Here is a 20,437-nt window from a genome sequence, read left to right as displayed (position 1 = left end):
GCTACGCAACAACCGAAATAACAGGATTTGAACGACACGCCGGACAGTAGGACACTGACCGTATTGCTCAGCGAGTATCGAGACCGCGTCACTACGCGGCACGCGAGCATGCCGCGCAATCACGCGAGGAACGCGTCTACGGGTTTTACGCAGCGTCCCGCTCGACGGCCGTATAGGATCGACAGCGCATCGCACCCGCGTGCCCGCGAGGACACCGTTTGCGCACGTTGCAAAAGGAGGTCGCTCGTGCTCGAATCCGCCCCCGTCTCCGCGCCTGTATCGGGTCAAAACACGCTGGCCTCAATGGCGCCCATGGGGATCTTGCCCACGGGTGTCTCCATCGCGCCGGTTCTCCCGAGTCCTCCAATTATCCCGACGCCCCCTGCGGTGCCTGCTGTGCGTAATCTGCTCTACCTCACCCAGGCGCCGAACGAGACCCTGGTCTCATATTTGAAGAGCGCCGGCTGGAAGGTATCGGCGGGTACGCTCGCCACCCAGGCCAGCGTGCTGAAAACCGATACACCGCTCGCCGGTATTGTTGACATGGCCAGCTTTTCTGCGCGCGAACTGGCCGCGCTCGAGCCCGCGCTGCGTCATCAGCGCGCCGGCTGGATCGCCCTCACCGACGACAACCACCTCGCGGACCCGGTCGTCTGCCACTTGATCCGACACTTCTGCTTCGACTTCGTGAAGGGCTCATTCGCGAACGCGACCATCGCTTACCTTGTCGATCACGCTTACGGCATGGTGAGCCTCGGCGACATCGACCTGGCCGATACCCCGACCGTATTCGGTGACGAGCAGATGGTCGGCACCTGCGAGGCCATGCAGCAGCTCTTTCGCACCATCCGCAAGGTCGCGAACACCGACGCCAACGTGTTCATCACCGGCGAATCCGGGACCGGCAAGGAATTGACGGCCGTGGCTATCCACGAGCGCTCGCCGCGCCGCAAAGGCCCGTTCGTTGCGATCAATTGCGGCGCGATCGGCAATCACCTGATTCAGTCGGAGCTGTTCGGCTATGAGCGCGGCGCGTTCACGGGCGCGAACCAGCGCAAGATCGGCCGGGTGGAGGAAGCCGATGGCGGCACCCTGTTCCTCGATGAAATCGGCGACCTGCCGCTCGACAGCCAGGTGCATTTGCTGCGTTTCCTGCAGGAACGCAAGATCGACCGGCTGGGCGGCCACGACCCCGTTGCCGTCGATGTGCGCATCATTTCCGCGACCCACATCGATCTGGAAGCCGCCATGGCCGATGGCCGGTTTCGTACCGATCTGTTTCATCGGCTGTGCGTGCTGCGTGTGGACGAACCGCCGCTGCGGGCGCGCGGCAAGGACATCGAAATTCTCGCGCTGCACGTGCTGCACAAGTTCAGGAGCGACGGCAGGCGCAAGATCATCGGCTTTGCACCGTCGGCGATAGAAGCCATGTACAGCTACGCCTGGACCGGCAACGTGCGCGAGATGATCAACCGTGTGCGGCGCGCGATCGTGATGGCGGAGAACAAGCTGATCACCGCGGACGACCTCGGGCTCGGCCACTGCACCGGCATCGAGTCGACCACGCTGGCGGCTGCCCGCGACGCCGCCGAGAAGCGCGCGATCGAACTGTCGTTGCTGCGGCACCGGCACAAGCTCAGCGAGGCGGCGGCGGAATTGGGGATTTCGCGGGTGACGCTGTACAGGCTGATGGTCGCGCATGGGTTGCGCGGCGCGGCGATGGTAAGCGGCGCGGACGCGGGATGAGAAAGCGCGGGCACGTACGCGGCGAGGGTCGGGCAGCGGGCGTCGGGTAGAATCGGCGGCTTGATTTATCTCGAAGCCGGACACGGACATCCACACCATGACGACGCTGACCCTGATCGTCGCCCGCGCGCGTAACGGCGTGATCGGGCGCAACAACGAATTACCCTGGCGCTTGCCTGAAGACCTCGCGTTCTTCAAACGCACGACAATGGGCGCGCCTATCGTGATGGGTCGCAAGACGCACGAGTCCATCGGACGGGTGTTGCCGGGACGGCGCAATATAGTGGTCTCGCGCGACGCCGGGCGACGCTTCGACGGTTGCGATACGGTGACGCGGCTTGCCGATGCGCTGGAACTTGCCGCGCGCGACAACGCCGGCGAAGTATTCCTGATCGGTGGCGCGCAGTTGTTTCGCGAAGGATGGCCGCTGGCGCACAAGCTGATCCTGACCGAGATCGACGCCGATTTTCCCGGCGATATCTCCATTGATGCACCCGATACAGCCGTCTGGAAGGAGGTCTCACGGGAGACGCATCACGCGGCGGCGCCAAACGATTTCGACTATTCGTTTGTGGTGTATGAGCGGCGCACGGCTTAGCTTCGGATTCCGTGCGCTCGATGGGCTGTCAGCTTAGTCGATCGCTCATCGCGGTTTTCCATTGAAAAAGCCCGGAACGGTCAACACCGTTCCGGGCTTTTCTCTTGCGCAAACTCGCTTACTGCCCCGCGATCGTCATTTTCTCGATCAGCACAGAGCCAATTTCCTTGTTGCCGCGCACGACCGTATCCGCGCCGATGGCCTCGATGTGCCGGAACATCTCCTGCAGCGTGCTGGCAACCGTGATCTCTTCAACCGGATACTGAATCTTGCCGTTCTCCACCCAGAAACCGGATGCGCCACGCGAATAGTCGCCCGTCACGTAGTTCACGCCCTGCCCCATCAATTCCGTCAGCAGCAGGCCCGTGCCCAGCTTCCTGAGCATTTCCTCGAAGTCGTCGCCCGGTTTTGTTAGCGAGCTGCGCAGCGACAGGTTATGCGAACCGCCGGCATTGCCCGTCGTCTTCATGCCGAGCTTGCGAGCCGAATACGTCGACAGGAAATAGCCCTGCACCACGCCGTCTTCCACAACGTTGCGGCGTTGCGTGCGCACCCCCTCTTCGTCGAAAGGCGCGCTGCCCATGCCGCCCTTCACGTGGGGGTCCTCCAGCACCTGGATGTGCGGTGCGAACACCGGTTTGCCGAGGCTGTCGACGAGGAACGTGGTCTTTCTATACAGCGCACCGCCGCTGACCGCCTGCACGAATGCGCCCAGGATGCCGGCTGCCAGCGGCGCTTCAAACATCACGCGGCATTTGCGTGTGTCCAGCCCGCGTGCGCCCATGCGCGCGAGCGCGCGATGCGCCGCGTACCGGCCGATTGCTTCCGGCTCGGCGAGATCGGCGGCGTTGCGCTTCGATGTGTACCAGTCGTCGCGCTGCATGTCGCGGCCGGAACCCGCGATAGGCGCACACGCCACGTAATGGCGCGAGAACGGATAACCGCCCATGAACCCGCGCGACGTGGCCAGCACGAACTGCGAGTGCTGCGCCGAGACGCTCGCGCCTTCGGAGTTCTGGACGCGTTTATCGACGGCGAAGGCCGCGTCTTCCGCACGGCGGGCGAGATCGGCGGCTTCTTCAGCGTCGATATCCCATGGGTGATAGAGATCGAGATCTTGCGGCGCTTTTTCCAGCAGTTCTTCCTCGGCAAGGCCTGCGGCGCTGTCTTCGGCCGTGAAACGCGCGATGTTGTACGCTGCGGCGACCGTGTCTTTCAGCGCTGCGCGCGTGAAGTCCGAGGTGCTGGCATTACCGCGCTTCTTGCCGATAAACACCGTCACGCCGACCATCTTGTCGCGATTGTGCTCGATGGTTTCGACTTCGCCGCGCCGCACGCTGACCGAGAGGCCATCGCCTTCGGAGATCTCGGTGGCGGAGTCCGTCGCGCCGAGTTCCTTTGCGTGCCGCAGGATGTCGGACGCGATTTCCTTCAGCTCGTCCTGGGTGTGCGGGAAAAAGCGTTGCCTGACGTCCATGTCTGCTGCCATTTTATGTCTGCCTGTGGGTGCTCGATGTGTCGAGCGTGTTCACGTTTCCGGTCGTGCTGACGGGGCGGGTTCGCCGTCCGCTGTGCGCTTGAGTGCGGCTGTGTGACCGATTTCCGACCATCGCACGATCATAGCAAGTCCAGCGGGGGTTTGGTTTCGATGGGGATGTTCCGCGCATCGCTGCATGCCGGCCACTCATGCTGAAACCGCCGCTGAAACTGCCACCCGCTGCCAAGTTACAATACCGGGATGAACCGTAAAACCCGCACGCAACCGATAAACCCGGCCGAAGCCTCCGAACAGGACGGCAGCGAGCACGGCTACGACCGCCCCAGCAAATCCCAGCTCAAGCGAGACATGCTCGCGCTGCAAGTACTGGGCGTCACGCTGATCGAACTGCCAAAAGACGCGCTCAAGCGCATGCCCATGCCGGAAAAGCTCGACGACGCCGTCCGCGACGCCCGCCGCATTACCGACCACGAAGGCAAACGCCGGCAACTGCAGTATGTCGGGCGTGTCATGCGCTCGCTGACCGACGAGGAAACGGCGGCGCTGCGTACCGCGCTGGATACGTATCGCGGCGTGAACCGGGCGGAAACGGCCAAGCTGCACTGGATCGAACGCACCCGCGAAAAGCTCCTCGCCGACGACGCCGCCCTCACCGAGTTCATCCGCCAGCATCCGGGTGTCGACCCGCAGGAAGGCCGCACGCTGATCCGCAACGCCCGCAAGGAGCGCGAACAGGCCAAACCGCCGCGCTATTTCCGCGAGCTGTTCCAATGGATCAAGACCGCGGCGGGCGTGGAAGACGAGGAAGGCGAGAGTCTGGACGAAGCCGAAGAAGACGGTGTCGAATTCCCGGAACGAGACGACGACGATGGCTACAAACCGTAATCATCCCGACGAATTGGTGATCGGCCTGGTGTCGATCAGCGACCGGGCTTCGCAGGGCGTGTACGAGGACAAGGGCATTCCGTCGCTGCAGGAGTGGCTCAGCGGCGCGCTGACTTCGCCCTGGCGCGCGGAAACCCGGCTGATCCAGGACGACGCGGCAACCATCTCGGCCACGCTGATCGAACTCGTGGATGAAACCGGCTGCGACCTGATCCTGACCACAGGCGGCACGGGTCCATCGCGCCGCGACGTGACCCCCGAAGCCACGCTCGCCATCGCCACGAAGCCCATGCCCGGTTTCGGTGAACAGATGCGCCAGATCAGCCTGAATTTCGTGCCAACAGCCATTTTGTCGCGGCAGGTGGCTGTGATTCGGGAGACGCCGGATCACGCGGCGCTGATCGTGAATTTACCCGGACAGCCGAAATCGATCCGCGAAACGCTGGAAGGACTACGCGACGCGGACGGCAAATCCCGCGTGCCGGGCATTTTTGCCGCGGTGCCTTATTGCATTGACCTGATCGGCGGTCCGTACATCGAAACGCGGTCCGAGGTGGTAGCCGCGTTCAGGCCGAAAAACGCGATCCGGCCGCCAAAACCCTGACCGGCTACGCGCTTAAACCGACTTGGCCGGGGTGTCCGGCGCCGCATTACCCGCTGCCGGCGGGATCAGGAAATGCTCGCGGTAGTACTTGAGTTCGTCGATGGATTCGTGGATATCGGCGAGCGCCGTGTGCATCGCGCGCTTCTGAAAACCCTTGTAGATGGCCGGCTGCCAGCGACGGCACAATTCCTTGAGCGTGCTGACGTCGAGGTTGCGATAGTGGAAAAACGTTTCCAGTTCGGGCATCCACCGGGCCATGAAACGCCGGTCCTGACAGATGGAATTGCCGCACATGGGCGACTTGCCTGGCGGAACATACTGGCCCAGGAATTCGCGGATTTGCCGCGTGGCTTCCGCCTCATCCACCGTCGACGCCCGCACGCGCTCTGTCAGTCCCGAGCGTCCGTGTGTGTTGCGGTTCCACTCATCCATCTTGCCCAGCGCCGTTTCGTCCTGGTGAATCGCCAGAACCGGCCCTTCCACCAGTTTGTCGAGCGTCGAATTCGTCACCACCACCGCAATTTCGATAATGCGGTCGGTATCGGGTTCGAGACCCGTCATCTCCATGTCGAGCCACACGAGGTTCATGTCGCTGCGCACGAGGTCGGTGGAGCTTGGGGAAGGAGCGGAATCGAGCACGGGATCGGCCATATGAGGGCAACCTGAGAGGGGTTTGACGCCTTGCCAGGCGCGGTTTTGGATAACCAACACAGACCGCGCGCAGCGACGGCCAAGAACCTATAATTCTCGCATAATTCAATCGGATTCCCGCTGATGTCCAATTTCAATCTCGCCTTCTCGGTCGTGTTCGTCGTAGCGCTGATCGGCATGGTCGGCACCAAGCTGTGGCTGGCGTCGCGCCAGATCCGGCACGTCGCCGCGCATCGCAAGGATGTGCCGGTGCAGTTCCTGCAGACCATTCCGCTAGCCGCTCACCAGCGCGCCGCCGATTACACGGTCGAGCGCACCCGCCTGACCATGGTCGAGGTCGTGATCAGCGCAGCGCTGCTGGTCGCGCTGACGCTGCTTGGCGGCATCCAGCAGATCGAGCTCGCCGTCTCCGGCTGGCTCGGCCGCGGTTATGTGGGGCAAATGGCCTTGGTTGCCATCGTGGTGACGATCACCGGCGTGGTGGACCTGCCGTTCGACTACATCCGGCACTTTGTGATCGAAGAGAAATTCGGCTTCAACCGGATGACGAAAAAACTCTTTTTCCTCGATCTGGTGAAAGGCATCGTGCTGGGCGCGGCAATCGGCTTGCCGGTTCTGTTCGTAACCCTGTGGCTGATGAACCAGGCCGGCGCGTTGTGGTGGCTGTGGGCGTGGGTGCTGCTGGTCGCCTTCCAGATGCTCGTGCTGATCCTGTACCCCACGTTTATCGCGCCGCTGTTCAACAAGTTCGAGCCGCTGAAAGATGAAGCATTGCGGGCGCGTATCGAGAACCTGATGTCGCGTACAGGGTTCGCCGCGAAGGGTTTGTTCGTCATGGACGGCAGCCGCCGTTCAGCGCACGGCAACGCGTATTTCACGGGTTTCGGCGCAGCAAAGCGAATCGTTTTCTTCGATACCCTGCTCGCCCGGCTTTCCGGCAATGAGATTGAAGCGGTGCTCGCACACGAGCTCGGCCACTTCAAGCGGCGCCACGTGATCAAGCGCCTGATCGTCACGTTCGTGCTCAGCCTCGTGATGCTGGCGCTGCTCGGCTGGCTGACGCAATGCGTATGGTTCTACGAAGGGCTGGGCGTGCGGCCTTCGCTGCTGGGCAACAACAACGGCCTGGCGCTCGTGCTGTTCATGCTGGCATTGCCGGTCTTCATGTTCTTCGTGACGCCGCTGGGCAGCCTGAGTTCGCGCAAGCATGAATTCGAAGCCGATGCGTTCGCCGCAAGCCAGACCGATCCGCGCGACCTCGTCAACGCGCTCGTGAAGCTCTACGAGGACAATGCGTCCACCCTCACGCCCGATCCGCTCTACTCCGCGTTTTATGCATCGCATCCGCCTGCATCGCAGCGCATCGAGCGCTTGATGCAGTACGCCGCATGAGGCCGCGCGACGCGAAGAAAGCGACGAACGCGCGCATCGAAGGAAAGGTCATTGCCGCACACGGGCGGCATTATCTGGTCGCTCCCGCCGACGGCAGTGCGATGCTCCAATGCTTCCCGCGTGGAAAACGCAGCGAGATAGCGGTCGGCGACCGGGTGAGCTACGAGCAGTCATCGGCGGATCAAGGGGTGATCGTCGAGATTGGCGAGCGGCGCAACCTGCTTTATCGGTCGGACCAGTTCAAGTCGAAACTCTTCGCCGCCAATCTCGACCAGTTGATGATCGTGCTCGGCACGGAGCCGCATTTCAGCGAGGACTTGCTCGGACGCGCGCTGATTGCCGCCGAGGCACATGGTCTCGAGCCATTGATCGTGCTCAACAAGATCGATATGGAAGGGCCGCTCGCGGTCGCCCGCAAGCGGCTGGCGCTGTATCGGGAGCTTGGGTACACCGTGGTGGAGTTATCGGCGAAGGCGGCACCCGAACGCGTGCATGAAGAACTCGATGCGCGATTGGCCGACCGCGCCACCTTGTTGCTTGGGCAATCGGGCATGGGTAAATCGACGCTGGTGAACATCCTCGTGCCGAACGCCGAAGTCGCGACGCGGGAGATATCCAAGGCATTGAACAGTGGCCGGCACACGACCACGTTCACGCGGCTCTATCCGCTGCCCGGAGGAGGATCACTGATCGATTCACCGGGGTTCCAGGAGTTTGGGTTGCATCACTTATCCGAGGGACAACTGGAGCGTTCGTTCGCGGACTTCCGGCCATTCCTCGGCAAGTGCCGCTTCTACAACTGCCGGCATCTGCATGAACCGGGCTGCGCGATCCTCGAAGCCATGGCCGAAGGCAAGATCAGGCCGGCGCGCCACCAGTTGTATGCGCAACTGGTACATGAAGCCAGCCAGATTGTTCGATGATCTCCATGACTCGCTAAGCACGGGCAGCAGCATCTACAACAGATTGCGACGGAATGAAGAAACTGACGCGGGCTCCGAATCTGATTACGGCGCATCACTGGGTGAATGTGCTGGTGACGGCGGGGATCGCGTGCGAGCTGCACAACCGCTATTTGAGCGGCGCGATGGGAGAGATTCCGGCGGAACAATGCGCACCCGAGATATGGATCCTGGATGACCGCGACGAAGCCTTGGCGGCAGGGATCCTGGACCGCGCAAGAAACGGCCCGACCACCAATGCACGGGGATGGCGCTGCCAGCAATGCGGTGAAGCGCTGGAAGCGCAGTTCACCGTGTGCTGGCAATGTGGAACCGAGAGAGATCCGTTGAACGACGAGTAGGACTGCAGGATTCGTTTGAGACCCGACAGCAATGCGTTCAGGCCAGCCACACCGCAATGCTCAGCATGAGCAACAACAGCATCCAGAGAATCACGGCACGCCAGACGAGGCCCACGGCGGACTGAAGCGTCCTGGGCGTGCAGTCATCGCCAACGGGCAGCGGACTGGCATCGCCAACCGCCAAAGCCTCGACGCTCAGCGGCTCCGCTAACGGTCCCGCCAACCGAGCCCCCAGCGCCCCGCTCCCGGCCGCGAGCAAGACCCCTTCGTTGGCATCGGGCCATTGCCGGGCGTGATTACGCCACGCATAAATAGCGTCCTCGAAATTCCCGACAATGGCGAAGCCCAGCGAAGTCAGCCGCGCCGGCACCCAGTCGATGAAAAAGAACGCCCGCTGCGCGAAGGTGGAAAACGCCGGTGTGCGTTCATCGGTGGGCTGGACCCACGACCTCGCCAGATACTCGGCAATGCGATAAAACACCGCGCCGGCCGGTCCGATCGGTATCAAGAACCAGAAGAACACGCCGAACACGTGCCGATGCGAGGCCACGACCGCATGAACCAAGGTGTGCCGGACAATCTCGCTGACAGGCATGTCCAGCGTATCAATGCCGGTCCACTCGTTGAGGATCTCGCGAGCCCGCGGCACGTCATCGTTGTTCAGCGCGAGATGGATATCGGTGAAATAGTGGCTGAACTGCCGGAAGCCCAACGTGAAATACACGATCACGACGTTCCACAGGAACGCCAGCGCGAAGTTGATCCGATACAGCACGTAATAGATGAGCCCGACGGCTAACGTCCATGGCACTACGACCACTAGCCAGGCGAGCACGCCGTGCCGCTGCTTGCCGGCATCGAAGCCATGAGCCGCGGATTCCGCATGGTACTGAAGCAACGCCGAAATGGGATTCTGCGGCGAGAGCGCGCGCAACTGCTCAATGATGAGAGCCAGCAATACGGAGAAAAAAGTCATGCGATGCGCCGAGACATTCGAGTTTTACGAATTTCTTGTAAAGATAGCACAGCGCCGTCCGCACCAGAGGGACACATCGGCTGCACGACTAGCCGGGTCCTGGCACATTAGGCGTCAAGCCGCGAGGAAACGATAGAAATTGCGTAACATACCCGCCGTTGCGCCCCAGATGAAATAGGGAGCCACATTCTCGGCAGGTGAAAAAGGCATCGCAAAAAAACGACGCTCGCCTCCTTCCCAACGAAACACGCGGACCTGGTGATTGGCCGGGTTCATGAGAAACGCGAGCGGGACTTCGAAGATATCGGCAACTTCGAGGGTATCGGCATGGAGTTCGAACGGGGGGTGTACCAGCGCCACGACCGGCGTCACACGGAAACCCGTGCCCGTCAGATAGTCAGGCAGCTCACCCAGTACTTCCACATGCTTCGCCTCCAAGGCGACTTCCTCTTGCGCTTCACGAAGCGCAGTTGCGGTAGCGTCCTGGTCTTCCGGCTCGCGGCGTCCGCCCGGAAAGCTGATCTGCCCCGCATGATTCGAAAGATGATCCGCGCGCTGCGTGAGCAACACGGTCAGGCCCGTCTCCCGCAACACCAGGGCGATCAGCACCGATGCCACCCTTGGATCGCCGCCCAGCGCCTTGATCCTGTCGTCGCGCGCGTCCGGCGTCCAGTCGAGCGTCTGCTTGAACCTCGCGCGCAGTCCGGCCGGCGTCAGGACCTCGCCGCGCACAGGCGGCAGATCTGAGCCGGTCGATTCGATCGGCAAGATCTCAGGCACGAGGATCCGGGGAGTCGACAGCTTGGGTTGAGACACGAGGGACTTTAGTTCTTGGGTGGTTCTGCTTCTAAAAAAGGCCGTGGTTAAAAACCGCGAATAGGGCTCGAGTGAAGCGCCAAACACGATTTGACCACACCAAAGAAAAAAGCACCTGTGAAGGTGCTTTTTTCCAATGCAGCAAGGTGCAGCTTCGGCGTAGTTTATTACGCCTTGGCAGCAGCGCGGTCTTTCGACACGAGCTTTTCCTTGATCCGAGCCGACTTGCCCGAACGATCGCGCAGGTAGTACAGCTTCGCACGACGCACGTCACCACGACGCTTCACGACAATGCTCGCGAGCAGCGGCGAGTAGGTCTGGAACGTACGCTCGACGCCTTCGCCCGACGAAATCTTGCGGACGATGAAATTCGAGTTCAAACCACGGTTGCGCTTGGAGATCACGACGCCTTCGTAAGCCTGGACACGCTTGCGCGTACCTTCGACCACGTTGACGCTGACGATCACCGTATCGCCGGGGGCGAATTCGGGAATCGACTTCTCGCCGAGTGCGCGCGCGATTTCTTCTTTCTCAAGTTGTTCAATCAGATTCATTACTGACTCCTGGAGCCATCTTGCCGGAGTTGTTTGCCATATTAGTGGCCCCGGTAGAGGATGGGTTCACATCTGGCGCCCGCTTGAACTCACAAGCCTGGCACCGCCCTTTCGTCTCGCCTTGTAGTTGCCTTCCAAAGCCTACTGCGCTTTCGATCGTTCCTTGGCGAGACTTGCAAGCCATGCCTCGTCGGCACGGCTCAACATTTTATTCCTGCGCGCCTTTTCGATCAGATCGGGCCGCTTTTCCTGCGTATTCTTGAGCGCTTCACGCCGGCGCCACGCCTCGATTTCCTTATGATGGCCGCCCAGCAGCACATCCGGAACCCGCACACCGCCGTATTCTTCTGGGCGGGTGTAGTGCGGGCAATCGAGCAGCACATCGACGAAACTGTCCTGCACAGCCGACTGCGAGTCGTTCAGCACGCCGGGCAACTGGCGCACCACTGCGTCCATGAGCGCCATGGCGGGCAATTCGCCGCCCGACAACACAAAGTCGCCGAGGCTCACTTCTTCGTCGACCACACGATCGATCAACCGTTGGTCGATGGCTTCATAACGGCCGCACAGCACCACGAGACCGGGTTCCTGAGCAAACTGCATCACCCGCTCATGATTCAGCGTCTTGCCCTGCGGCGACATCATCACCACACGCGATCCGCTGATGCCCTGCTCCGACTGCGCCGCTTTCGCGGCCGAAATCGCATCTTCCAGCGGCCGCGCCAGCATGACCATGCCGGGGCCACCGCCGTACGGGCGATCATCGATAGTCCGGTAATTGTCCGTGGTGAAATCGCGAGGATTCCACGTGCGCAGACCAAACCGTTCCTGCTTCACTGCCCGGCTGGTAATACCCCAATCGGTCAGCGCGCGAAACATCTCGGGAAAGAGCGTCACGACGTCAAACTGCATCGCTCTCTCCTTGCAGTGATCCATGAATCAATAGTCAGCATCCCAGTCGACGACAATCCTGCGCGCCGCCTGATCCACTGTTTTGACATATACACCGACAAACGGAATCAGCCGCTCGCCAGTGGCGGGCGAACCGTCCTTGGCAGTTGTCGGAAATTCCACGCGCATGATGGAATGCGCGCCGTTGTCGATCATGCCCGCGACCTGGCCCAAAGCCACGTCCGCGTCATTCACGACCTCGAGGCCGATCAGATCGACCCAATAGAATTCGTCATCGCCAGTCAGCTTCGGGAAGTCGCTGCGCAACACATGGATGCTGTGACCGCGCAACGCATATGCCGTGTCGCGGTCATCACAACCGGCAAAGTGCGCGACGACCGTGTCGCTATGCACTTTCGACTGCAGGCACCGAACCGCCCTGCGCTCGTTTCCCTTGACCAGCCACCACCGCTTTGCCGCGAGCATTGCGTCGCCGCCATGACCCGCATGCGCGTGCGGCGCAATCTTGACCCAGCCCTTCAGTCCGTAAGCGTCGACGATCGCACCCACTTCAATGGCGTCGTCAGGCAAACTTTCTACGGACTCGATCGATCCTGCGCTATCTGAAGCGTCGATAGCCACGCGACGCGCTGCCGGCTTACGGACAAACGCGCCAAACGTGGCTTCGTTCTGCTCAGGCTTTTCGCCACGTGCGGCTGTCAAACCTGAGTCTGAAGCAGAATCACGCGTCGACATGAGCCAATCTCCCGCGAACCTCGGCAGCGATATTCGATCGGATCACCAGTACCCGAACGATGATCGACTGCAGCAACCGCACTTAAGCAGCCGGCTGAGCTTGTTGCGATTGCTTGACCAGACGTGCAACCGTCGGCGACAACTGCGCGCCGTTGTCTTGCCAGTACGTCAGGCGGTCCTGGGCGATACGCAGCGATTCGCCTTTGGTCGCGACCGGATTGTAGAAACCCACGCGTTCGATGAAGCGGCCATCACGGCGGCTACGCGAATCAGTTGCGACGATATTGTAAAACGGGCGCTTCTTGGAGCCGCCACGAGCCAAGCGGATGATAACCATGCTGAAATCCTTGAAAACCGGGGTTCGGAACTACCAAAACACGCGATTATAGCGGCAAAACGGAGCCTTAACAAACACTTGCGTCGATTAATCAAGATGGAACCGGGCCTGCGGCGAGCGATTCGACCGGCCATCGCTCGCCCTGACGCGGCGTGCAGCGGGTTTTTCAAGACTTCGCGAAGCGGCACAATCTGTCATTTTGGGGCGACAGACCTGGACTCCCTCATGACTCTCACCGCCAAAGCGCTCTCTGGCGATGGTTCGCGATCGCGGAACACGACTCGCTTCTCGTTGGCGACGACTACCCCGGAGCAACCCACCGGATTAGATGCGTCCATCCGCGACTTTGCCGTCACCGATTCACACCGGAGTCACACCGAATACTGAGCCGATTAGCCGCGTGAGCGCCCGACTTCCGCGGGCGTAGAATGCCGCGTCGGCGCGAAAGTATTGCCTTTTGCGCCAATCCACCCCCACCGCTCACTGCACTTTCCTTTTCGTTTCCCGATGAACAACCCGCCGTCCGCTGCAATGCCCCCATCGAACCCGACGTCAAACGGGCGTTTCCGCTCGAAAACGCTCACCGCCGCGCTTGCCTTCTTTTTCGGCAGCATTGGCGCGCATCGCTTCTATCTGTATGGTTTGCGCGACAAATTCGGCTGGGCGCACATTGTTGGCATCCTGCTGGGCGTGGCCGGTTACATGCTGCTTGCTGCAACCGATCGAGCGTCAATGCTCGGCTGGATCATGGTCGTGCCGGGCGCCATTTCGTTGCTGGCAGCGTTCTTGTCGGCGATCGTCTATGGCTTGCGCCCCGACGAAAAGTGGGACGCTCAGTTCAATCCGCAAACCGGCCAACATAGTGAATCCGGCTGGGCGGTCATTTTCGTCGTGATCTTTGCTTTGCTCTTTGGTGCGTTCCTGCTGATGGCAGGCCTTGCAGTCACCTTCCAGACTTACTTCGAAGGTCAGGTTCAAGCGGCTAAAGAGTTGTCGCAATAACGTTGTCAAGGCGGCCGCGACTCTGCCCGGGAGTCGAGGCCGCCGTAACTTCAAAACAACTTCATCTGCGCACCGTCCACGACTGCGCGCGGACTTCTACTCTTCGGCCGCTCGACGTGCCGAAATTCAGACATATCCAGAATTCCGCGCTGCCGTTGATTCAGGCCAAGCCGCTTCGTTGCCTGATGAAAGCGCTGCTTGAGCATGTCGGCCCATAAACCTTCGCCTTTCATCCGCTTCGAGAAGTCCGAGTCGTAGTCCTTGCCACCGCGCATATCGCGCACGCGGCGCATCACACGCTCCGCACGATCAGGGAAATGTGCCGCGAGCCAGCCCTTGAACAGCGGCGCCACCTCCCACGGCAAGCGCAGAACGATATAACTCGCACTCGTTGCGCCCGCTTGCGCGCATGCTTCCAGCACTCGCTCCATGTCCGGCTCCGTGACGAACGGAATCATGGGTGCGACGCTGACGCCGACCGGGATACCCGCCTCGGTCAGCGCCCGGATAGTGCGCAGCCTTCTTGAAGGCGTGGCGGCGCGCGGTTCAAGCGTGCGGGCGATATCCGCATCCAGCGTGGTGATGGTGATGGCAGCCATGACCTGGCCCTTCTGCGCCATGGGTGCGAGCAGGTCGATATCCCGCTCGATCAGCGACGACTTCGTGATTGCCGCGAACGGATGCCCGCGTTCGCTCAGGATCTCGATCACCCGCCGCGTGATACGCAGATTTCGCTCGACTGGCTGGTACGCGTCCGTAATCACGCCCAGCGCGATTGGCTCCGGCTGATACGACGGTTTGTCCAACTCACGCTCAAGCAATTCGCCAGCATTGATCTTGGCGTAGATCCGGCTTTCGAAATCCAGTCCCGGCGATAACCCCAAGTAACTATGCGTTGGCCGCGCGAAGCAATAGATACAACCATGCTCGCAGCCACGGTACGGGTTAAGCGATACCCCGAACGGGATATCCGGTGACGAATTGCGCGTCAGGATGCTCTTCGCACGCTCCTCGAACACCTGCGTGCGCAACGCCGGCGCCTCATCCGCTTCCCCCTCCTCACTGATGTGCGTCCAGCCGTCGTCCACACGCTCGCGTTCGTCCTTCTCGTAGCGCCCCTGCATGTTCGTGACCGCTCCTCGGCCCTTGAGCGGGGCGGGTGGAGCAACAGGATATTCGTGGTCGCGAGAAGCCATGGCAGGGAATGAAGGCAGCAGTAAAGTCAGCAAATCACTGTATAAATATACAGTAAATTACCTCGACCGCAAGCTCATTTCAGGCATCGACGGCGATGGTCAGCGTTTCCTTGATTTCCTCCATCACCACATAGCTTTTCGACTGCACCGCGCCCGGCAGTTGCAGCAGGATGTCGCCGAGCAGCTTGCGGTAGTCGGCCATTTGGCCAATACGGGCCTTGATCAGGTAGTCGAAATCGCCGGAAACGAGATGACATTCGAGAACCTCCGGAATTCGCTGCACTTCGCGCCTGAACTGCTCGAACATATTGCCGCTTTTGTGATCGAGGGTGATCTCGACAAACACCAGCAGCGACGCTCCCAATTGATGCGGATTCACCCGCGCGTAGTACCCCTCGATCACCTGGTCGCGCTCCATGCGTTTGACGCGCTCAATGCAGGGCGTCACCGAGAGCCCGACCTGCTCGGCCAGGTCTTTCATCGCGATACGGCCGTCCTGTTGAAGGATCTTCAGGATACGGTGATCGATCTTATCGAGTTCTCGTACTGAATTTCGTTGTGTTCTCATTGTTTTCCACTAAAACATGAATAAATACAATAACAAAAACTGCCTACGTATCAATACTATAGTCGATACCACTATGTAACCCGCTACTCACATGGCTTCAGTCGAAAACGAAGCGAATGACCGGCGGAATGTCACTTTGCACGGAGCAAGACATGCGAGTCGTAATTCTGGGAAGCGGTGTTGTCGGCGTTGCGAGCGCCTACTATCTGGCACGGGCGGGGCACGAAGTGACCGTGATCGATCGTGAGGCAGGACCGGCGCTGGAGACAAGTTTCGCAAACGCGGGACAGATCTCGCCCGGTTACGCGTCGCCGTGGGCTGCGCCTGGCGTTCCGCTCAAGGCCATCAAATGGATGTTCGAGAAACACGCGCCGCTCGCCATCCGTCTGGACGGAACGTCGTTTCAATTGAAGTGGATGTGGCAGATGCTGCAGAACTGCACGCAGGCGCGTTATTCGGTCAACAAGGGCCGCATGGTCCGCCTGGCCGAATACAGCCGCGATTGCCTGCAGGCGCTGCGCGCGGACACGGGCATTAACTACGAAGGCCGCACCGGTGGCACGCTGCAGGTCTTCCGGACCCAGCAGCAACTCGATGGCGCCGCGAAGGACATCGCCGTATTGCGCGACGCGAACGTGCCGTTCGAATTGCTCACGCCGGCCGAGTTGCACAGTGCGGAACCGGCGCTTGCCGCCGTGTCTCACAAGCTGACCGGCGGTTTGCGCCTCCCGAACGACGAAACCGGCGATTGCCAGAAATTCACCACCCGCCTCGCGGCAATGGCCGAACAGCTCGGCGTGAAGTTCCGCTACAACACGCCAATCGATGCGCTCGCGATGAGCGCTGGCCGGATAGCCGGCGTGCAATGCGGGGGTGAATTGGTCCGCGGCGATTCATACGTTGTCGCGCTGGGTTCATATTCCACGAAATTGCTCGGCGGTCTTGTGGATATCCCCGTGTACCCGCTTAAGGGTTATTCGATCACGGCACCCATCGTGAACGAAAGCGCCGCGCCGGTTTCCACCGTGCTCGACGAAACGTACAAGATCGCGATCACCCGTTTCGACGACCGGATTCGTGTTGGCGGGATGGCGGAGATCGTAGGCTTCGACAAATCGCTGAGCCCGGCGCGTCGCGAAACGCTGGAAATGTGCGTGAACGACCTGTTCCCTGGTGGCGGAGACACCGCGAAGGCATCGTTCTGGACCGGCTTGCGCCCCATGACACCGGACGGCACGCCTATCGTTGGCCGCACGCCGGTGCCGAACCTGTTCCTTAACACGGGCCACGGCACGCTGGGTTGGACCATGTCGTGCGGATCGGGCCAGATGCTGGCCGACCTGATGTCGGGCAAACAGCCGGCGATCCAGTCCGACGATTTGTCGGTACACCGGTATCTGGGCGAAACGCATACGAGCACGCGGCCGTCGTATGCACGTGCTTGAGTTGGATTTTCAGGTGTAGTCAAAAGCGGACGCCTGAAAGAAATGCCGCCCCGGCGAGAAGCAGACAAACTGCACCCCAAAAGTTGGATATCGATCCGACCTTTGGGGTATTTTCTTTAGTGGCACCGACAATGGGAGCAGAGAAAAGTCGCGGCCCATGTCTGGCCGCCTTGGCGAACTCACGCCAAAAAGCATTCAAGGTTTCTCGAAGTAAGTAGATCCGCATCGCGAAAGCCAGCGGGTTTTTGCATTTACGCACACGATTTTTTGATGAAGCCCACTCGGCCGCACCGGACGAAAGCCCGGGACGGCCTTTTTCATGCCACGGACACCGCCGCGCTTATCAAATCAGAACTGCTCCTCGCTCAGCGCGAGATACCCTTCCTGCCCGTTGCCGCTGACGATGGACGCTTCGATCCCCGGCGCTTGCGACAAAATATGCTCCGCGAAAAACTGGGCCGTCGCGATCTTGGCGCCATAAAACGCCTCGTCCTCGCCACGCTTGTCCGACGCCACCAGCAGCGCGCGCGCCATTTGCCATCCGCCCAACACAATGCCGGCCAGCTTCAGATACGGCACGCTACCGGCGAAGACCGCGTTCGGATCGCTTTTCACCTTGGCCACCACGAACTCGACCACCCGTGCCAACGCCAGGTTTCCCGCGCTCAAATGCCGCTGCATCGACTTGAACGCGTGTCCGTCACGCCCGGCTAGCTGCGCGATGGTCTGATCCACCTGTGCAAAAATCGCCTGCGCCGTCGCACCGCCGTCACGCACGGTCTTGCGTCCAATCAGGTCGTTAGCCTGGATCGCTGTCGTGCCTTCGTAGATGGTGAGAATGCGCGCATCGCGGTAATACTGCGCCGCGCCCGTTTCTTCGATGAATCCCATGCCGCCATGAACCTGCACGCCGAGGCTCGCGACATCGATGGAAAGCTCCGTGCTCCAGCCCTTCACGATCGGCACGAGGAACTCGTAGATCGTCTGATGGCGGGCCCGGGTGGCCTCATCGGGATGATGATGTGCAAAATCACAATGCGCCGCCGCCACATAAGCCAACGCGCGTGACGCTTCGGTCAATGCGCGCATGGTCGAGAGCATGCGCCGCACGTCGGGGTGATGAATGATCGACACCGGCTGTTTGGCGGAGCCATCGACAGGCCGGCTTTGCACACGATCCTTCGCGAACGCGACGGCCTTCTGATACGCCCGCTCCGACACCGCCACGCCCTGCATCCCGACCGCAAAACGCGCTGCGTTCATCATGATGAACATGTACTCCAGCCCGCGGTTTTCCTCGCCGATCAACTGGCCGACGGCGCCACCGTGATCGCCGAATTGCAGCACGGCGGTCGGACTCGCCTTGATCCCGAGCTTGTGCTCAATCGATACGCAATGCACGTCGTTGCGAGCGCCAAGCATGCCGTTTTCATCGGTGATGAATTTCGGCACCAGGAACAAGGAGATGCCCTTCACGCCGTCGGGCGCATTGGGCGTACGAGCCAGCACGAGATGGACGATGTTCTTCGCCATATCGTGCTCGCCATAGGTAATGAAAATCTTCGTGCCGAAGAGCTTGAACGTGCCGTCGCCCTGCGGCTCGGCGCGGGTGCGGACCAGCGCGAGATCCGAACCGGCTTGCGGCTCGGTGAGGTTCATCGTGCCGGTCCATTCGCCTGAAATCAGCTTGGGCACGTAGAGTTGCTTCTGCTCCTCGGTCCCCGCAGTCAGCAAGGCTTCGATAGCGCCATCGGTGAGCAACGGACACAACGCGAACGACAGGTTCGCCGCGTTCAGCATCTCGATGCAGGGAGTCGCGATCAGCTTGGGCAAGCCCTGGCCTTCATACTCGACCGGATGCAGCACGCCTTGCCAGCCGCCCTCGCCGAACTGACGGAAAGCCTCTTTAAAACCGGGCGTAGTCGTGACCTCGCCGTTCTTCCAGAAGCTTGGGTTCTTGTCGCCTTCGACGTTCAACGGTGCAACCACTTCGTTGTTAAAGCGCGCGGCCTCTTCAAGCACGGCCTGCGCGGTGTCGAGACTGGCTTCCTCCAAACCTGGCAGCGCTGCGATGCTTTCTATGTCGGCTAGTTCCTTCATCACGAACAGCATGTCCTTGACGGGCGCTCTATAGCTCATGTCTTGTCTCCCCCAACAGATGTGAAAAGGGGCGCACGTATGTCGCCCCTTTTTGCGGTCTTGCTTTCTTTCCAGCCGATGGCTTCAGGAACGATCAGCCAAGTTCTTTCACGAGTTCCGGCACCACCGTGAACAGATCACCCACGAGGCCATAGTCCGCTACGCCAAAGATTGGCGCTTCGGCGTCCTTGTTGATCGCGACGATCACTTTCGAATCCTTCATCCCGGCCAGATGCTGGATTGCACCCGAGATACCGACGGCAACATACAGGTTAGGCGCCACGATCTTGCCGGTCTGACCGACCTGATAGTCATTGGGAACGAACCCGGCATCCACGGCTGCGCGCGAGGCGCCCAGCGCCGCACCGAGCTTGTCGGCCAGCGGTTCGAGCACTTTCGTGTAGTTCTCGCCGCTGCCCAAGCCCCGTCCGCCCGACACGATGATCTGCGCCGACGTCAGTTCCGGCCGGTCCAGCTTCGTCAGCTCGCGGCTCACGAACTTCGAGATACCCGTATCCGCCGAGGCTTCGATCTTCTCCACCGACGCACTGCCGCCTTCTGCCGCAACCGGATCGAAACCCGTGGTGCGAACCGTGATGACCTTGATCGCATCGCTCGATTGAACCGTGGCGATGGCATTGCCCGCGTAGATCGGACGCTCGAACGTATCGGGGCTGTCCACTGCGGTGATGTCGCTGATCTGCGCCACATCCAGGTGAGCGGCAATACGCGGGGCAATATTCTTGCCGTATGGGGTCGCCGGAGCCAGGATATGCGAGTAGTTCTTCGCGATCTGAACCACCGTGGTGTCGATAACCTCGGCCAGGCCATCGGCGAGTTGCGGTGCATCGGCAAGCAATACCTTCGCTACGCCCGCAATCTTCGCGGCCTCATCGGCTGCTGCTTGCGCGTTCGAACCCGCGATCAGCACATGGATATCGCCGCCGATCTTCTGGGCAGCCGCGATGGTGTTCAACGTCGCCGTTTTGACAGATGCGTTGTCGTGTTCTGCAATTACAAGAATGGTCACTTTGGAAACTCCCTCACAGAACCTTGGCTTCGGTCTTCAACTTCTCGACC

The 20,437-nt window shown here is 60.8% G+C and carries 21 protein-coding genes; 9 read left to right on the top strand and 12 right to left on the bottom strand.

The window, feature by feature from the left end:
* Positions 1-108: 108 nt before the first annotated feature.
* Both ABH944_RS27910 and ABH944_RS27905 read left to right on the top strand, forming a co-directional pair.
* A complete protein-coding gene (locus ABH944_RS27910) occupies positions 109-1,746 on the top strand; it encodes a sigma-54 dependent transcriptional regulator (RefSeq protein WP_472975137.1) in 1,638 nt (545 codons plus the stop codon).
* 97 nt (positions 1,747-1,843) lie between these two features.
* Positions 1,844-2,344 (top strand): dihydrofolate reductase, encoded by a 501-nt coding sequence (locus ABH944_RS27905; RefSeq protein WP_404610635.1) that lies wholly within the window; start codon positions 1,844-1,846, stop codon positions 2,342-2,344.
* A gap of 118 nt (positions 2,345-2,462) precedes the next feature.
* On the opposite strand, the gene pmbA is transcribed toward ABH944_RS27905, so the two are convergent.
* Positions 2,463-3,833, bottom strand: a complete 1,371-nt coding sequence (pmbA, locus tag ABH944_RS27900; protein WP_404610636.1) for a metalloprotease PmbA — start codon at positions 3,831-3,833, stop codon at positions 2,463-2,465.
* A gap of 249 nt (positions 3,834-4,082) precedes the next feature.
* Between pmbA and yjgA the strand changes: the two genes are divergently transcribed.
* Positions 4,083-4,727 carry a ribosome biogenesis factor YjgA gene (yjgA, locus tag ABH944_RS27895; RefSeq protein WP_404610637.1) on the top strand — a complete coding sequence of 215 codons (645 nt, stop codon included), beginning with the start codon at positions 4,083-4,085 and terminating at the stop codon, positions 4,725-4,727.
* Positions 4,711-5,331 carry a molybdopterin adenylyltransferase gene (mog, locus tag ABH944_RS27890; RefSeq protein ID WP_404610638.1) on the top strand — a complete coding sequence of 207 codons (621 nt, stop codon included), beginning with the start codon at positions 4,711-4,713 and terminating at the stop codon, positions 5,329-5,331. Before yjgA ends, mog begins: the two co-directional genes overlap by 17 nt.
* A gap of 12 nt (positions 5,332-5,343) precedes the next feature.
* Here the strand turns inward: mog and orn are convergent, their stop codons facing one another.
* Complete coding sequence (orn, locus tag ABH944_RS27885; RefSeq protein WP_404610639.1) at positions 5,344-5,982, bottom strand: oligoribonuclease; 639 nt, start codon at positions 5,980-5,982, stop codon at positions 5,344-5,346.
* A 123-nt stretch (positions 5,983-6,105) separates the two neighbouring features.
* Between orn and ABH944_RS27880 the strand changes: the two genes are divergently transcribed.
* From ABH944_RS27880 to ABH944_RS27870, 3 genes are read left to right on the top strand one after another with little or no spacing between them, the layout of a single operon-like run.
* Positions 6,106-7,374, top strand: coding sequence for a M48 family metallopeptidase (locus ABH944_RS27880; protein ID WP_404610640.1), 1,269 nt, complete (start codon positions 6,106-6,108; stop codon positions 7,372-7,374).
* On the top strand, positions 7,371-8,297 hold the full coding sequence (rsgA, locus tag ABH944_RS27875) for a ribosome small subunit-dependent GTPase A (protein ID WP_062089399.1): 927 nt from the start codon (positions 7,371-7,373) through the stop codon (positions 8,295-8,297). The genes ABH944_RS27880 and rsgA overlap by 4 nt, the downstream gene beginning before the upstream one ends.
* A 53-nt stretch (positions 8,298-8,350) precedes the next feature.
* The gene (locus tag ABH944_RS27870) at positions 8,351-8,677 is read left to right on the top strand and encodes a putative signal transducing protein (RefSeq protein ID WP_097264462.1); all 327 of its coding nucleotides are present in this window, start codon (positions 8,351-8,353) and stop codon (positions 8,675-8,677) included.
* Between the two features lie 37 nt (positions 8,678-8,714).
* Here ABH944_RS27870 and ABH944_RS27865 read toward each other — a convergent pair whose 3' ends face one another.
* The 6 genes from ABH944_RS27865 to rpsP form a co-directional block, all read right to left on the bottom strand.
* On the bottom strand, positions 8,715-9,653 hold the full coding sequence (locus tag ABH944_RS27865) for a CobD/CbiB family protein (protein WP_097264464.1): 939 nt from the start codon (positions 9,651-9,653) through the stop codon (positions 8,715-8,717).
* Between the two features lie 114 nt (positions 9,654-9,767).
* The gene (locus ABH944_RS27860) at positions 9,768-10,454 is read right to left on the bottom strand and encodes a CoA pyrophosphatase (protein ID WP_404610653.1); all 687 of its coding nucleotides are present in this window, start codon (positions 10,452-10,454) and stop codon (positions 9,768-9,770) included.
* A 182-nt stretch (positions 10,455-10,636) separates the two neighbouring features.
* Complete coding sequence (gene rplS, locus ABH944_RS27855) at positions 10,637-11,023, bottom strand: 50S ribosomal protein L19 (RefSeq protein WP_062091242.1); 387 nt, start codon at positions 11,021-11,023, stop codon at positions 10,637-10,639.
* Between the two features lie 141 nt (positions 11,024-11,164).
* Entirely contained in the window at positions 11,165-11,959 is a 795-nt protein-coding gene (trmD, locus tag ABH944_RS27850) for a tRNA (guanosine(37)-N1)-methyltransferase TrmD (protein WP_197500382.1), read from the bottom strand.
* A gap of 3 nt (positions 11,960-11,962) precedes the next feature.
* Complete coding sequence (gene rimM / locus ABH944_RS27845) at positions 11,963-12,670, bottom strand: ribosome maturation factor RimM (RefSeq protein WP_404610641.1); 708 nt, start codon at positions 12,668-12,670, stop codon at positions 11,963-11,965.
* Positions 12,671-12,752: 82 nt separating this feature from the next.
* Positions 12,753-13,007: a 30S ribosomal protein S16 gene (rpsP, locus tag ABH944_RS27840; RefSeq protein ID WP_031361027.1), complete on the bottom strand. Its 255-nt coding sequence runs from the start codon at positions 13,005-13,007 to the stop codon at positions 12,753-12,755.
* A 507-nt stretch (positions 13,008-13,514) separates the two neighbouring features.
* Here rpsP and ABH944_RS27835 point away from each other — a divergent pair.
* A complete protein-coding gene (locus ABH944_RS27835; RefSeq protein WP_404610642.1) occupies positions 13,515-14,009 on the top strand; it encodes an NINE protein in 495 nt (164 codons plus the stop codon).
* A 50-nt stretch (positions 14,010-14,059) separates the two neighbouring features.
* On the opposite strand, the gene ABH944_RS27830 is transcribed toward ABH944_RS27835, so the two are convergent.
* Positions 14,060-15,205 (bottom strand): PA0069 family radical SAM protein, encoded by a 1,146-nt coding sequence (locus ABH944_RS27830; RefSeq protein ID WP_404610643.1) that lies wholly within the window; start codon positions 15,203-15,205, stop codon positions 14,060-14,062.
* 79 nt (positions 15,206-15,284) lie between these two features.
* Complete coding sequence (locus ABH944_RS27825; protein WP_062091237.1) at positions 15,285-15,773, bottom strand: Lrp/AsnC ligand binding domain-containing protein; 489 nt, start codon at positions 15,771-15,773, stop codon at positions 15,285-15,287.
* A gap of 152 nt (positions 15,774-15,925) precedes the next feature.
* Here ABH944_RS27825 and ABH944_RS27820 point away from each other — a divergent pair, with 152 nt between their 5' ends.
* Positions 15,926-17,218, top strand: a complete 1,293-nt coding sequence (locus ABH944_RS27820; RefSeq protein ID WP_404610644.1) for a D-amino acid dehydrogenase — start codon at positions 15,926-15,928, stop codon at positions 17,216-17,218.
* A gap of 348 nt (positions 17,219-17,566) precedes the next feature.
* Here ABH944_RS27820 and ABH944_RS27815 read toward each other — a convergent pair whose 3' ends face one another.
* Both ABH944_RS27815 and ABH944_RS27810 read right to left on the bottom strand, forming a co-directional pair.
* On the bottom strand, positions 17,567-19,357 hold the full coding sequence (locus tag ABH944_RS27815; protein WP_404610645.1) for an acyl-CoA dehydrogenase: 1,791 nt from the start codon (positions 19,355-19,357) through the stop codon (positions 17,567-17,569).
* A gap of 94 nt (positions 19,358-19,451) precedes the next feature.
* Positions 19,452-20,387: an electron transfer flavoprotein subunit alpha/FixB family protein gene (locus tag ABH944_RS27810; protein WP_404610646.1), complete on the bottom strand. Its 936-nt coding sequence runs from the start codon at positions 20,385-20,387 to the stop codon at positions 19,452-19,454.
* Positions 20,388-20,437: the final 50 nt, after the last annotated feature.

The sequence above is a fragment of the Caballeronia udeis genome, assembly GCF_044909315.1.
In the GTDB taxonomy this organism is placed as follows: Bacteria; Pseudomonadota; Gammaproteobacteria; order Burkholderiales; family Burkholderiaceae; genus Caballeronia; species Caballeronia udeis_A.
The sequence above is the reverse complement of the archived record's forward strand: the minus strand, read 5'-3'. Positions and strand labels throughout refer to the sequence as shown.

Bases quoted from the DNA above. Each gene is read 5' to 3' on its own strand.
- ABH944_RS27910 (WP_472975137.1), top strand. From the start codon at position 109: ATGCCGCGCAATCACGCGAGGAACGCGTCTACGGGTTTTACGCAGCGT.
- ABH944_RS27905 (WP_404610635.1), top strand. From the start codon at position 1,844: ATGACGACGCTGACCCTGATCGTCGCCCGCGCGCGTAACGGCGTGATC.
- pmbA (WP_404610636.1), bottom strand. From the start codon at position 3,833: ATGGCAGCAGACATGGACGTCAGGCAACGCTTTTTCCCGCACACCCAG.
- yjgA (WP_404610637.1), top strand. From the start codon at position 4,083: ATGAACCGTAAAACCCGCACGCAACCGATAAACCCGGCCGAAGCCTCC.
- mog (WP_404610638.1), top strand. From the start codon at position 4,711: ATGGCTACAAACCGTAATCATCCCGACGAATTGGTGATCGGCCTGGTG.
- orn (WP_404610639.1), bottom strand. From the start codon at position 5,982: ATGGCCGATCCCGTGCTCGATTCCGCTCCTTCCCCAAGCTCCACCGAC.
- ABH944_RS27880 (WP_404610640.1), top strand. From the start codon at position 6,106: ATGTCCAATTTCAATCTCGCCTTCTCGGTCGTGTTCGTCGTAGCGCTG.
- rsgA (WP_062089399.1), top strand. From the start codon at position 7,371: ATGAGGCCGCGCGACGCGAAGAAAGCGACGAACGCGCGCATCGAAGGA.
- ABH944_RS27870 (WP_097264462.1), top strand. From the start codon at position 8,351: ATGAAGAAACTGACGCGGGCTCCGAATCTGATTACGGCGCATCACTGG.
- ABH944_RS27865 (WP_097264464.1), bottom strand. From the start codon at position 9,653: ATGACTTTTTTCTCCGTATTGCTGGCTCTCATCATTGAGCAGTTGCGC.
- rplS (WP_062091242.1), bottom strand. From the start codon at position 11,023: ATGAATCTGATTGAACAACTTGAGAAAGAAGAAATCGCGCGCGCACTC.
- trmD (WP_197500382.1), bottom strand. From the start codon at position 11,959: ATGGATCACTGCAAGGAGAGAGCGATGCAGTTTGACGTCGTGACGCTC.
- rimM (WP_404610641.1), bottom strand. From the start codon at position 12,670: ATGTCGACGCGTGATTCTGCTTCAGACTCAGGTTTGACAGCCGCACGT.
- rpsP (WP_031361027.1), bottom strand. From the start codon at position 13,007: ATGGTTATCATCCGCTTGGCTCGTGGCGGCTCCAAGAAGCGCCCGTTT.
- ABH944_RS27835 (WP_404610642.1), top strand. From the start codon at position 13,515: ATGAACAACCCGCCGTCCGCTGCAATGCCCCCATCGAACCCGACGTCA.
- ABH944_RS27830 (WP_404610643.1), bottom strand. From the start codon at position 15,205: ATGGCTTCTCGCGACCACGAATATCCTGTTGCTCCACCCGCCCCGCTC.
- ABH944_RS27825 (WP_062091237.1), bottom strand. From the start codon at position 15,773: ATGAGAACACAACGAAATTCAGTACGAGAACTCGATAAGATCGATCAC.
- ABH944_RS27820 (WP_404610644.1), top strand. From the start codon at position 15,926: ATGCGAGTCGTAATTCTGGGAAGCGGTGTTGTCGGCGTTGCGAGCGCC.
- ABH944_RS27815 (WP_404610645.1), bottom strand. From the start codon at position 19,357: ATGAGCTATAGAGCGCCCGTCAAGGACATGCTGTTCGTGATGAAGGAA.